Origin of the sequence: Psychrobium sp. 1_MG-2023 (genome assembly GCF_030689115.1) — a bacterium.
Taxonomy (GTDB): Bacteria; Pseudomonadota; Gammaproteobacteria; order Enterobacterales; family Psychrobiaceae; genus Psychrobium.
In genome coordinates, this window is sequence record NZ_JAUYVJ010000013.1 from 1 (window position 1) to 12,654 (window position 12,654).

Sequence of the window (12,654 nt, forward strand, 5' to 3'; positions counted from 1 at the left end):
GTTTTGTTGTCATACTCACCTCGATTAATAATAGTATTATTCTAAATCGAAGTGTCCAGTGTTATTAGACCAGAATAGGGAGTCCATATCATTCGTTGGCTAAAGTTGTGAGGAATAGGCTGAGTGAATCTAATGGCACACTCAACCTTTAGGTACTAGAATAATCTTTGAATGAGTTGCTTTGATGCGTAGCTAATTCCAGATTGATTTGAATCACGTAAATAATTATAAAACCAATCAAAAATCAAGCTATTGTTAACTCTATTTAGATAAATTAAATTTTGTATGTTTCTTGCGTATTTGATTGTCGGGTTTCTAATGTTCTCGACTTTCTCTGTTGCTTCTTTTAACTTCTCTTTACTCGCGATAGCTTCTTTATTTTCAAAGTAGTTAGTTATAGAGAAGCTAATCGCTGGTAAACTAGGGATAATTGCTGACAGAATAAATGATTGAAGTGTAAAATCCAGAAAGAAAGCAACTATTAAACTTAATAGAAACACTACGATTGAAATCGAAGAAATAAAGCAAATAAACTTTGTTCGCTGTGAAACATCCCATCCTAAATTTTCTTTTTGGCAAACAAGGATAGCTTTAACTTGATCTATTTGTTCTACATCAGGAGTATACCAATTAGCAAATACAGCTCTAGATTTTCCTTTTTTTGTATATTTATCAGAAGAGTTTTTGATTTCTGATTCGCACGGTTTGCTATCACATAATATATCATTCCATTCTAATTCATAAACTGTACAGTCGAAGTCTTCTTGGATCTTTGCTGCTTTTTGTTTAAGTTTTGATATTTGGGGTTTTAAGTATACCAGCTCAAACATAGTTAAAAGTAAAGCATAGAAAGCAATAGAATCAGTGAGATCAAAATTCCACCCTAACCTGAATGTATCATTAATCAGGAGAGGTTTGACGATAATATTTAGTAATATCATTACAGGAATTGAAAGTACTAAGTATAATCCAAGTCGATTCTTTGCATCGCCATATAATTGGTTTTGAGCTGCAAGTTTATCTATAGCGACATCTGAATTCTGGTTGGTATTAAAATTATTCATCTTTTATCCGTAAGTTGGAAAGTTTAAACCAAAAATACTTCTCCACTTTCCTATAGCGTATGCTGGATTTGAATTTTCACTCTGAGATGCGTCAACCGCTCTAGCATAGTCATCATATGCACGGCTGAAAATAGAATATTTCTCATCATCAGTTAATGTATTGATGTTGCCTTGTATACCTTTAGGGTCAGCAACACTTGAGTAGATATTTTCTTTTATATACTGAAGTAAATATTTAACTTCAATGTCAATCCATTGTGTTGCACTATTATTTTCATAATAATCAAGAATCATGTTCTCAAGTAGATATGAACCCATCGTTGCCATCGTTTGACGTTTATTCCAGTATTTCATAGCTCTTATAGCTTGTAAAACATGACCATCGCGAAGTTGATTTACTCGTGTCGTTCTATTTTTGTCTAACCTTGGGTCTGTTTTTTTCCAGTTCCCATTTCCATCAGGAATTATATAAAAACTTTTGCCGTTGCTATCTTCAGTTGTATAAAAACAGGGGACAATATCAAAATTCCATTCATATGTACTCAATTGAAGCGTTGCCGCTTCTTGATTACGTTTGATTTCTGCTTTTTTGTACTGTGGAATAGCATCTAAATGCTTTACAAATCGATTAACAACTTTAATTGAGCTAAGGTAATCTGCATTTGTTTGCATTAGCTTACTGAATGGTTTGATGTCATCAGGGACATGTATGTAAATGGTATCACTATATTCAGTATATGTGAGCCCTTGAGCTTTCATGCAAACGAGATGATCAATATCATCTAAGTTACGTTTTTTAGTAGATCTTGCAAATGAGCCAAAACCAAAATGTTTTTCTTCATATAAAGCTGGGAAATCATCGTTTTTTCCGGGGAAATTATTAATTTGCTTTATAAGCCAATTTCTACTTGCACGAGCTTTTACTACTTGGTCACTATCTAGATTGACATAGTCTTTCATGAACTTATTGAATGCACTGTTAACCGTTGTTGCCATAGTCGCCCCTCGCTCATATCAAGATTTATATGCATTAAATGAATCTTTATACATATGGGGTTCAATACAGAAAAATCAAGACATAGATCATACAATTAGATTGTTTGGTGTGTTTTGTTGAAATGTTTAGTTTTTTCACTGGAAATCGCCATTTAAAAAAGCAACCAAGGTGATGCGTTACACTCGACAGTTTTGGTTCGGAGTTCGGTGTGCTTTGTTGGTTCAACGTCGCACACATTATTGCAGGCGTTAGCACCAACGATTGAATAGCCAAAACGAGAATCGGTGTGGTCAAGCATCACCTTTTCTACTTTTAAGTGGACTCAATGGGTTGTCCGCTTAATAAAAATATACAAATCAACAATGTTCTCATCTTGCTTATCCATTCTAGGTCTGTTTTGCTTCAGTAACTCCTTTACTCCTAATCTATAATAGATGAGAGTAACTGCCCACAAGAAGAGAATAAAAATTCACAAATCTCACATAAAAACTCACACCGTAGCTCAGGCTACGCAATGGAGCGAAAATTGTACACAAGAAAAAAAATAACAATAATTCAATACGATAGCATTCACACTAATAAGTGCTACGAGTCAGTTACAAAAATGGCTACGAATGAGTTATAAAAAACTAACTCAATTGTAGCAACTTTTGCATACCGAAAGGCTAAACGCATGATTTAAAATAAGTTATATAAATATTTTCAGTTTTTGGAATTGCTACGAACGAGTTAGATATATAACTCATTCGTAGCAACTTTACTAACTCATTCGTAGCAACAATATCAATTATAAATCAATTAATTACCGGTTTTTAACATGTAACTAGTTCGTAGCAGGTTTTCCAAATATAACTCATTCGTAGCAACGTTATACATTAAAATACAGTTACTTATTAATTTAACAGTATATGTAATATCAATGCTCTCTAGAATAGATTTAGAAAGAAAAAAGAAAGAGAAGATTTTTTTAATTTTTAACAACCAAATAAAGGACAAAATATTTTTAATTTTTAAGTTACGCTATTAAGCCACCTGACACAACTAAATATAAAATAGCATTCATGGCATAGCCAAGTACAATAAAGTCGCTAATATTGACTCCTGAGCTCAATAAGACAACAATTAATAACATGAAAGGACTCTAATCTTAAATAAATGGATAAAACTTAGCCTCAACTGATTCTTTTTACATGTCCGACCATACTAAAACCAGAGTAGAGTTTTTTCCTCAAGAGCACACTGATGAGTATATTTTTATGTCATTCACATTTTATGCATAAACATGACGTGCAATAATGCAGCACATAACATTGATAGCTTAACTGATAATTTATTAGCAATTGGCCAATTCACATTCTAATGGTTATCAGCTCATATTTTGGTTTAAGACGTAGAGGACTTGGCTTACCCACTCAATTGAGAGAGATGAGTGACTTTTTATTATAGTTATGCCAAGGCCTTCTGTTAGATACAATCTGAAAGATTAAACAGCATTTTTCAGCATGAAAAACTGCAAAAAAGCGTCTTTGAAAAAGACTATCAAATTGCGACAGTTATCGTAAGCGAAGCTGTAGATGACGAAAGCAGCGAATATGTACAGATTGCTCTGTACTACCCCCACTTTTAGTTTCGCCTTGGCGAAATTTAGATGAGACTTGGCACAAGTTGAGACTAAACCACCCTATTTTCGTCAGAAAATAAATAGCGAGGAAAGATGCAATCAGTATGACACATACGCATCGTCCCTAAGCGGCAAAATGGGGGTAGTACAGAGCGTAGCTCAGTACATATTCGCTTTGGTTTGTCACGCTAGAACGCAGTTCGTCAAGACAGTTCGTTGCAGAGCAACATAAGGACTGACGGGCGTTACAAAGCATATGCTTGAAATACAACGTATTGAGAGTATCAGTCAAAGACTGGATTGATTGCGATAATCATCGCAATATTGAGGCCGAGAGTTTTTTTATCCTTCCTCCATCTCATTCTCGGTATCAAAAGTGGTGTTAATGGCTGGATTTCGTTATGCCATTACCTATTTAAAGTAGTCAACAGCGACACTAATATTACCTTTAAATAGAGAGAGATTATGAACCAGTCCAGCACCACAGATGCTCAACAACACAATGAGCTTTATCAACCCTACCTATCACTAAACATGACTTATGCGCCTGGCGCTAATAGTAATATAACGGGGAAACGCCGACGGCAACTAACAATGATGATAGTAGCTCGCTTTAACATAATATCACCAACGCTTATTATGTGGCTGTATGGAGTATCAAAGCATCAAGCGCTTGAGCACCTAAATAAACTCGTCAAAGAGCAGCTATTAGAGATGATGACAACGTTTCGCTCACCCGATGGCCGTGTTTACGTCCTTAGCTACAATGGTGCACGCTATGCAGAAGAGTTGATGTGTATGTCAGTTTATTTTCGTTCAACGGCTAACCCCGCTTTACAGTTTAATGCTAATAGCGTTCATCACGATTTAATCGCAATATACTGCTGCTTGCGAGGGGTTAAAAACCAGCTAGGTTTATCAATGTGGAACGGCATCATCACTGAGCCAGAATTTAAGCGCTTATTTAAAAGCAATGCTGTTCGAAATGTCGACGGGTTAGTGATGGAGGCCGACGGCTGTATTGCCGCAATTGAAATAGAACACTCGTTTAAAAACAAGCAAGCGCGAGAAAAGATTTTGCTAAAATGGTTATATGCCCTAAAAGAGGGTTACTATTCAAAAGTATTTCTGTTTTCACAATCACAACACATTTTTGAAGATATCAAACGCTTTCATCGTCAGCTGTTTGATGAGCTACCTTCTCGTTATGATAAAGCCAGCAAAAAACCTTTGCTTAGTGAAGCAGATGTCCTGCTACTCCAGTCTGCTATTATTTACCGAACGAAGTTCTGTGATGAAATTACTGCTTTATTTTATCGTTAAAAAAAGCACCCTTCTGGGTGCTTAATCGTTATTTACTTTCTCTTTGTTCATGACAAAGACTGACAAATAAAAACAGCAGCGATAAGCCGTAAAACACAAATGAAATAAAAATGAGTTCAATACCTTGATATGCTGTTATCGGTTTTAAGGTGATGACATCTAACATATCAAAGACACCGAATAGTGATAATAAATCCCCAAAAAGTTTTGAAACCATTTTACCTTCTTTCAGCAACATGCTGATTAATAGATGCTTATATGTACTCATGCAAAGACTCCTATAGTTTTGTTCTGCATAAGTAAATAGATAATCCACAGGGGAATTAATGGTTTCGAGCATGAAAAAAGCAGGCGCTATGCGCCTGCTTCTTATTTTTATGGTCTGCTCTGCTATCCGTCAGTCATAACTTCAACGCTTTCGTGAAGTTATCACAGCATGATTCTCTAGTTCACGCTCTCCAAAGTTAATCAATATAACTAACTCTTGGAAACCTGTAGCTGCCAAATTTAATATCCACCCGCTAGGACAGGTAGTCAATCAGCATTTCAGAGGAGCAACGGTTGAGTCATTTAAAATAGTGTGGACTCTATTTTATATAGTCCCTTGGTAAGAAAACTATCTAATAACTCGATAAAACATCATCCAATACCAAAGATTTTTACAAGTACTGTTCAGGCTTTTTCAAATGAAAATTCGAAGCGGGCTTCAATAAAATTTCTATCCCTTCATGTGGGTCAAGTTCGAGCGCTTGGCAAATCGTTACAAACTCATACACATCAAGTTTGCGTTCAAAGCGTTCTATTTTAGAAATATAAGTGTGGTTTGGAAGCGAAAGCTTATCAGCGAGTTGCGGCTGGGTGATTTTTTTAAACTTTCTTTCAGCAGTCAGCCAGCCGATTAATTTCCGATAATTCGGTTCAAATATTGTTTTCATGGTTGAAAACTTTATTTGATTCATTAATATGTTCGAAATTCGATAATAAGTTCGAATTTATTTATATAAGGAAACACAATGAATTTTATCAGGATTACAACTTTAGCTGTCGCTTTACTTGCTAGTGTCGGTTGTAAAACATCTATCGAGCCTAGAACTATCTCATTACAAAATAACATCAAAGAAAGAACATTCGAGTTCAAAAAGTTAAAAGGGGTTGGTAGTAACGTCACCACAACATCATCTGTTAAACGTGCTGTTGCTGACCATATCCGGTCTTTATCTGGGTTTAATAATTGTCGCGGTGAAAAATGCACCAATTACATTTCTCAATCTATCAAAGAGTACTGGGGTACCTCGGTTCACCCTATAAATGATGCGTTTCAGCTCACTTATTACAGTGGTCAGCTTGTATCGGGCAACAGTGATTACCGCTCAGTCATTAATGTAAGCTTTCCATATACCATCACTGAAACAGATAGTGCGATTACTGTAAAACTACTTTCGGCTACATCAGCTGTCGTTAAAACAGTTCGCAACCCTGTATTTATGGAAATACCAGCATTAGTAACTGACGATAGACTGCAACATCATTTAACCAACATCATGGTGAAAGGCGTTCCTGTTATCACAGATATTGTCCGCAAAAAGGGAGAGTTTAATGTCGACTTTGACCCTGAATCAGTGAAAACCAACTTTGTTAGAACGTACAGTAGCATTAACTTTTCTAACGAAACAAACGGAGCTATTTCATCAAGCTACTTTAAACTTTATAAAGACAGCCAAGCAGTTAACACCATGGTTCAAGTTTATCTCTACCGAGGTCAATCAAAAGTGGAATACAAAGTTGACTATGAAGTATCAGTGAAAGGAAATGGTACTACTGACTATGATGATGGAGCCTTACTAAGTGAGGCCGCAATTCGATTAGAAGAGGTTGCAAAAAGTTAAGCTGCTTTTCTACACCTTAATATAAAGTAATAAATACGTTAGAAGTACGTATTACTCCAGGGAGGAGCAATTGCCCTCCCTTTCTATCTAACATCAACAAACAACACACACTCAAAGACAGAAAAAGCGAGCCAGCGGCTCGCTAATCATTATGCATCTCCTAAAATACTAAACCAACGCAATTCTGCTGCTTCAAAATAGTCCCTTGGTTCAAGTAAAAAGATACGCTCAAATTCATCTGCAAATAAAGTACAAAACTCTGTAATGTCATCGATATAAAGCAATAACATCGCAAACATCTCGACACCTTCTAGATAACGACCTGAGAAATCAGGGTGTTCATCTAACATCGCTTTCGAAATGCTAATTCCTAAAACGTTACCGACGTTATCACGATGCAAGTAGATATAACGAGTAAAGTTAAATGCTCTTTCTCCATCATCATTGCCCTTGATATCAGCAAGTAACAATATAGTTGAATCGTCATTATCCCAGATACTTTTACTAGCTCTTTTATATTTACGAATGAATGTTGTTTTTGTGTGTGTCACATTAATGTTCCTGCTTAGTTTGTCTTCAAAACTAAGTAGAAACACAAGAGGGAAATTATGACGCATTGGCCTAAAAATCAAATTTTAATTGCTCAATGTCATCGAGGCACTCATCTATAAACTCATCATCAATCATTAGCTGTTGTTCATTGACCAAACAAGCAGATTGAATTAATTGCTCGCACACAGCTTTAGCTGCTTGCTGATATGTAACATCATAACCCCAGAATTGAATATCTAGGAGCTCTTGCCAAACTTTTTCAAAATTATAATTGTTAGTATTTAATTGCAGCGAATTAATAGCGTGCTCGCTATGCACTATGGCATTACCAACGTCATTTGATAATTCGATTAAATCAAGTGCAGATACATACTGTTTCATAAAACTTCCTTGTAGTTAATTATTTTTAACTACTTAAGTACAAGGTGTGTAAATTATTGCAGTTAAGAAGCAATAATTTAGTACATATGGCGGTTTCATTATTGACTAATAAAGGAGGGATTATTTTTGTATTATCAAACGTAGTTTTTAAAATAAAAAATGGTGAGCCTAAGGCTCACCAAATATTGCGCGATTAAGTCACTAGAAAGGTGACTGTTTCGCTTTTCGCGCCGGAACAGCCCTGCAATGACAACTCTTCAAGGCTTTCTATATACTCATCAAATAATGATGAATAAGCTTGGGCCGTCGCTGAAACCAACTCCCTGACAACTTTCATTATTGCTTCTCGTTGCTGTGGCAATAAGTAAGCAAGGTCATGTTGAATAATTTCAGCATAAACAAAGTCGTCGTAACGACCGAACTCTCCCACCGCTAATGAATCGATTTTATCTTCATTGTTATATAAAGAAATAGTTAACGCTTCTAGCAGCTGAATCATTTGCTCTGTTTTTAACGAATAAGTTTTTACTTGCATAGTGTTCTTCCTGTTTTTATGGACTCAAAATTACATAGAAACGATGGGAGGAAACTAAGCTCTATTTGCTAAACATTATCCAAAGCATTCAAGAATGGTTATTTTTTAAACGCCGGTGTTATGTAAAAGAACTAATTGCGACAAAGCAGGCGATCACCGCCTAAAACTACGTGACTATATAAATTTTTACCTGCTAATATTTCTCTGTCTGTTGCACCCAGATAGGTTCAACTGAAAAATCCCTTATAAATTAAAATAGCTTGAATCATCTCAGATGATGAGATATTCAGAGTTATTTTACTAACACGCGAGAGTGATTATGCTTATAGAGTCGTGTGTAGAACTCATTGATTAGAGACAATATGCAAAAATTCATAACTGCTGATGAAGCTTGTGAAATTCTAAAGGTCAGCCGAAAAACATTATGGGTTTATGTCAATGAACATAGACATCGTAAAGCACTGACGACTTATAGAATCTCACATAAAAAGCTTCTCTTTTGTAAACAGTCGGTTTTCAACTTTATCGAGAAGTGTAAGTCTATTTAAACGTTTCCCTAGGAGCAAGCCATTTACTCAAGGGGCGAAAGGAGAGGTAAATTATGATTAAATTAACGGCACTGAGGTTAGAAGCCTTGCAAGATAGTTGGGAAGATAGAGTGAGGTCATCATTCTTGATTCATACTAGAGGACAAGCCTACAGAGAAGATATAGAGGCATGCATATTTGAGGATGATATTGCGGATATTTTCCTTGCTGATGTAAAAGAAGTGTATGATACATCTGACTTTTATGACTTTGACATGATTGATTGGATTCGAGAATTGCAGCATGAAGCAATAACCGATACTCCTTTGATTGCTGTATCTTTAGAGGAATTTATTTTTGATAAATATAATGACTCTCAAACTGAGTTTGCCATCGCTCAGGGCTTAAAGAGACAGCAAGTAACTAAATGGTTAAACGAAAGTTGTGTAGTTATAGAAGATCTGCTTTATTGCAAAAGAAAAGAACTTATTTGAATAGACCTTAGCTTGAACGGTCAGTTTCAACTTATTATAGGACTCAATCAAATTTAACAGTCGCACATGTACCAATAGCAGAAGAGATGGCGGTAGCACACACCTAAGTATATTAAAAAACAGCAGAATAGACTTTGTAGTCAAAGAAGCCATAGCAATCAAGTTAAACTGATGCTTGCGAGTCAAACATCTCAATATAAATTGAACTTTATGCTCCGAATCTAAGATTCGCGAGCATAAAGTTAACGTGATTTATTCCTAATTAAGAAAGACTATAACGCCTGTGGAATTTATCGAACCATCACTAGTTGTATATCTAATGTAAAGAACCAACTCTTGAGGGATCTCATGAACCAACTCAGTCATATCTATATAATTTTTACCATCAGGCAGTGAACACATTACCTCTACATAACTTGCGTCGACCTCACAAGTGAGCTTATTAACCCCTCTAGAGATTGAGCCGAGCTTTATCGCTCCAATTTCATCCTCATGAACAAATGTTTGCTTTTCTTTCGTCACTAAATACAAATCAACATCCGAGCTGATACCCTTCCACTTAATATCAAGCACCCCGCTACCTGGAGACAAGTTTACCTCCTCTAATGTTTTAGCGTTATTAACATTGTTCACTATTAAAGTAGGTTCGGGCTCAGAACTGCCACACCCTTGCAGTATTAGTACAAGGCATATTAGTAAATATTTCATAAATCTCCTAAGAGTTAAGTTTAATGTTCTTTGATAATTAGATCTATTTCAGCCGAATTATCATGTTGATATACAGACAAAGCCAACTTTGCCCATGGGGAATGATACGTTAGCTTACTAACCACTTGATGCAAATCACCCGAAGAAAGCCCTTCTAGCTTAACGTTACACTTATCATCGAAACATGTTGATTCGATATTAGAGAACTCTAGTCCATCAAAAAGATTATACAGATCATTATCTATATCATATGTTCCTTCATTCTTAAGAGCAGTATTAACAATTTCAGTCGTTGTTTGGATGTACCTATCAAGATCAACTTTTCTATCGCTTGCTGACTCATCAGATGCATCAATTTCGGGTTTAACACTATCATTTAATTGCTTATGATGAGGAAAAAGAGATCTGTTGGGCGACGCTAAATACTGCTCCCCATCAACCTTAAGTTCGCGACTAGACAAAGATGGGTTACTAGGATCTGTAAGCACAACTTCAACCTCTTCTTCCTTTAATGAATAATAAATAACAACAAAAGCAAAGGCGAGCATAGGTAAGTAGAGTATTTTTTTCATAACAGTTACCAGAACAACGGCAACCATGGGTTGCCGTTCTTCATACTACTCCACAAAATGGTAGAAACTTAGAGTACTATTTTTAGGCAAACTACACGCCATATAATACATAGCCTTGTCATGATTAGAGTCTAGATCCTTCTCAATGCTAGTATAAAAATTAGTACCAGAGAAAATCATTTTATTAGCTCCTGCAACAACATTCCCATATGGGTCTTCCGTCATACCTCGACACGTACCATTGTTATTATAATTTCCAATGACCCATAAGTCGTTAATTGACTGCTGGCTCGTATCATCCTTGACAATTGGACAAAGAATATCAATGGATGAGGAACCAGTATTCTTTAGACGTCCGTCAGTGCGGTCTAAATTCACCCTGTCAGAATAATTAACCGCATCACACATCGAAGCGGGGAAAATCTTCCCATCTTCTGCCATTAAACTACTTGATGTCATTAGAAGAACAAGAGTTATTACCTTTTTCATACTATTCCCCAAACTTATAATTTAGAATTTCGGCTTTTGGTGCCAATGCGCATTTAATACTGTAAGCACTAACCGGCGTGGTAGCATCAACGTTGAACAATACTCTCTCTTGGATACTAGAGTTTTGCCCAATTACCGTTGGATTACTCGGGTAGTTTGTGCCAACTTGCTTAGCAGCAACTGTTGTACATGTAGTATTCCCGTTTGGAGTCCTAACAACAATGCGTGCATAATCTACAGAGTCTTGCGAATCAACGTCCTTTACAATCGGACAAATGACGTCGACAGATTTGGTCGAACTGATATTCGTCAATTGCGAATAAGCTCGGTTTAGATGGACTGAGTCTGAGCCACTGATTGCTTTACACATAGAACCGTTGAATATTTTATAATCTAAAGCATTCACATGAGAAGAGGCACCAACTGACACTAATAATGCTAATAGTAATTTTTTCATAAAGGTTAACCTATTCTGCTGTCATGTAATAATTAAGAGCGCTGCCAGGTGTTAAGTGACAGGTGACGTAGTACGAAGAATCGTCATCATTAGAGTCCGTATCTCTTGATATGCTAGTAACGATGTTACTACCCGGCTGAACGTCCGAAGTTGTAAAATGTTGGATGCTTTTACCAGACGTATCTAAGGTACCACCTGCGCATTTCGCAGTAGCTAAAAATGATGTGTAAAGCGTGACATGATTTAATTTCTGCTCACTAGTCTTATCTTTAACAACAGGACAAAATACATACACTGAAGATGACGAAATGTTTTTAATTTCACCATTAGCTCTCGCTACTTTGTTTTCGTCTGAGGCCAACTGAGTACCGCAAAGAGAACCGTTGTTAATCTTCCAGTCGGCGAGGCTGTTAAATGACAAGAGCGTCATAAACAGTAGAGACCCTACTCTTTTAATCATAATTTTCCTTATGTAGATTCTTGCACAACAAAAGGCTTGAAGTGCTAATTAGTTTGAGGTAGCAATAGGAATACAAGTACGACATAGTGATGGGAGCAATCCTTTGCTGGCGTGTATCCTATGGAATGAAGATAAAGTACACAATTGTACTTAAGACGGAACATTGTGCATATAAGTTACGACTCTTCAGTATGTGTCTAGCTAAAGGCTGCTATTGTTTAATATTCCACGGTAGCAAACTGTCAATGTCTAGTGAGGGTTGGCAGAGTTCATTTAAACAATGGGTAAAATACTCATAAGGTATTAGGCCGTTGGCTTTGGCTATTCCAACAATACTATAAAGGCTAGTACTGTCGATTGTCTCATTAACCATTTGGCTAAATAGCCAGTTTTTACGGCCGATAAAAAGTGGCTTTATAGTGGTTCACCCCGGGTTTTACTCTACCTATCATAACCGACAGTCAATAAAGTGATGATACTAAAACTTCATTTTTACTACCGAACAAAACCATGTAAAGCGAACTACGAAAATAATCATGAATGAGCGTCAGAAACTTGCTCACAACTGCTTGCTAGACGAAGTCAAAA

16 protein-coding genes and 1 pseudogene are annotated in these 12,654 nt (G+C 36.3%); 4 read left to right on the plus strand and 13 right to left on the minus strand.

Going from position 1 to position 12,654, the window contains the following annotated elements; genetic code table 11:
* Nucleotides 1-155: 155 nt before the first annotated feature.
* Nucleotides 156-1,064: an S-4TM family putative pore-forming effector gene (locus Q8W26_RS08495; RefSeq protein ID WP_101215255.1), complete on the minus strand. Its 909-nt coding sequence runs from the start codon at nucleotides 1,062-1,064 to the stop codon at nucleotides 156-158.
* Nucleotides 1,065-1,067: 3 nt separating this feature from the next.
* The gene (locus Q8W26_RS08500; protein ID WP_101215254.1) at nucleotides 1,068-2,060 is read right to left on the minus strand and encodes a nucleotidyltransferase; all 993 of its coding nucleotides are present in this window, start codon (nucleotides 2,058-2,060) and stop codon (nucleotides 1,068-1,070) included.
* A gap of 2,087 nt (nucleotides 2,061-4,147) precedes the next feature.
* Between Q8W26_RS08500 and Q8W26_RS08505 the strand changes: the two genes are divergently transcribed.
* On the plus strand, nucleotides 4,148-5,005 hold the full coding sequence (locus Q8W26_RS08505; RefSeq protein WP_101215253.1) for a hypothetical protein: 858 nt from the start codon (nucleotides 4,148-4,150) through the stop codon (nucleotides 5,003-5,005).
* Nucleotides 5,006-5,033: 28 nt separating this feature from the next.
* Here the strand turns inward: Q8W26_RS08505 and Q8W26_RS08510 are convergent, their stop codons facing one another.
* Nucleotides 5,034-5,273 carry a hypothetical protein gene (locus Q8W26_RS08510; RefSeq protein WP_101215252.1) on the minus strand — a complete coding sequence of 80 codons (240 nt, stop codon included), beginning with the start codon at nucleotides 5,271-5,273 and terminating at the stop codon, nucleotides 5,034-5,036.
* A 391-nt stretch (nucleotides 5,274-5,664) separates the two neighbouring features.
* A complete protein-coding gene (locus tag Q8W26_RS08515) occupies nucleotides 5,665-5,940 on the minus strand; it encodes a helix-turn-helix domain-containing protein (protein WP_305473090.1) in 276 nt (91 codons plus the stop codon).
* A 78-nt stretch (nucleotides 5,941-6,018) separates the two neighbouring features.
* Between Q8W26_RS08515 and Q8W26_RS08520 the strand changes: the two genes are divergently transcribed.
* Nucleotides 6,019-6,891 carry a hypothetical protein gene (locus Q8W26_RS08520; protein WP_101215251.1) on the plus strand — a complete coding sequence of 291 codons (873 nt, stop codon included), beginning with the start codon at nucleotides 6,019-6,021 and terminating at the stop codon, nucleotides 6,889-6,891.
* 149 nt (nucleotides 6,892-7,040) lie between these two features.
* On the opposite strand, the gene Q8W26_RS08525 is transcribed toward Q8W26_RS08520, so the two are convergent.
* The 3 genes from Q8W26_RS08525 to Q8W26_RS08535 form a co-directional block, all read right to left on the minus strand.
* A complete protein-coding gene (locus Q8W26_RS08525) occupies nucleotides 7,041-7,442 on the minus strand; it encodes a hypothetical protein (RefSeq protein ID WP_101215250.1) in 402 nt (133 codons plus the stop codon).
* 70 nt (nucleotides 7,443-7,512) lie between these two features.
* Nucleotides 7,513-7,824 carry a hypothetical protein gene (locus Q8W26_RS08530; RefSeq protein ID WP_101215249.1) on the minus strand — a complete coding sequence of 104 codons (312 nt, stop codon included), beginning with the start codon at nucleotides 7,822-7,824 and terminating at the stop codon, nucleotides 7,513-7,515.
* A 193-nt stretch (nucleotides 7,825-8,017) separates the two neighbouring features.
* On the minus strand, nucleotides 8,018-8,359 hold the full coding sequence (locus Q8W26_RS08535; RefSeq protein WP_101215248.1) for a hypothetical protein: 342 nt from the start codon (nucleotides 8,357-8,359) through the stop codon (nucleotides 8,018-8,020).
* A 362-nt stretch (nucleotides 8,360-8,721) separates the two neighbouring features.
* Between Q8W26_RS08535 and Q8W26_RS17920 the strand changes: the two genes are divergently transcribed.
* On the plus strand, nucleotides 8,722-8,907 hold the full coding sequence (locus Q8W26_RS17920; protein ID WP_101215247.1) for a helix-turn-helix domain-containing protein: 186 nt from the start codon (nucleotides 8,722-8,724) through the stop codon (nucleotides 8,905-8,907).
* A gap of 53 nt (nucleotides 8,908-8,960) precedes the next feature.
* Nucleotides 8,961-9,380: a hypothetical protein gene (locus tag Q8W26_RS08540; RefSeq protein WP_101215246.1), complete on the plus strand. Its 420-nt coding sequence runs from the start codon at nucleotides 8,961-8,963 to the stop codon at nucleotides 9,378-9,380.
* A gap of 258 nt (nucleotides 9,381-9,638) precedes the next feature.
* Here Q8W26_RS08540 and Q8W26_RS08545 read toward each other — a convergent pair whose 3' ends face one another.
* The 6 genes and pseudogenes from Q8W26_RS08545 to Q8W26_RS08570 all read right to left on the minus strand — a co-directional run.
* Nucleotides 9,639-10,088 carry a hypothetical protein gene (locus tag Q8W26_RS08545; protein ID WP_101215245.1) on the minus strand — a complete coding sequence of 150 codons (450 nt, stop codon included), beginning with the start codon at nucleotides 10,086-10,088 and terminating at the stop codon, nucleotides 9,639-9,641.
* A gap of 20 nt (nucleotides 10,089-10,108) precedes the next feature.
* A complete protein-coding gene (locus tag Q8W26_RS08550; protein ID WP_153071522.1) occupies nucleotides 10,109-10,660 on the minus strand; it encodes a hypothetical protein in 552 nt (183 codons plus the stop codon).
* Between the two features lie 45 nt (nucleotides 10,661-10,705).
* A complete protein-coding gene (locus Q8W26_RS08555) occupies nucleotides 10,706-11,149 on the minus strand; it encodes a hypothetical protein (protein WP_101215243.1) in 444 nt (147 codons plus the stop codon).
* A gap of 1 nt (nucleotide 11,150) precedes the next feature.
* Nucleotides 11,151-11,606 (minus strand): hypothetical protein, encoded by a 456-nt coding sequence (locus Q8W26_RS08560; RefSeq protein WP_101215242.1) that lies wholly within the window; start codon nucleotides 11,604-11,606, stop codon nucleotides 11,151-11,153.
* Between the two features lie 10 nt (nucleotides 11,607-11,616).
* Nucleotides 11,617-12,066 (minus strand): hypothetical protein, encoded by a 450-nt coding sequence (locus Q8W26_RS08565; protein WP_101215241.1) that lies wholly within the window; start codon nucleotides 12,064-12,066, stop codon nucleotides 11,617-11,619.
* Nucleotides 12,067-12,277: 211 nt separating this feature from the next.
* Nucleotides 12,278-12,484 (minus strand): annotated as a pseudogene (locus Q8W26_RS08570) (transposase domain-containing protein); the annotation flags it as partial.
* Nucleotides 12,485-12,654: the final 170 nt, after the last annotated feature.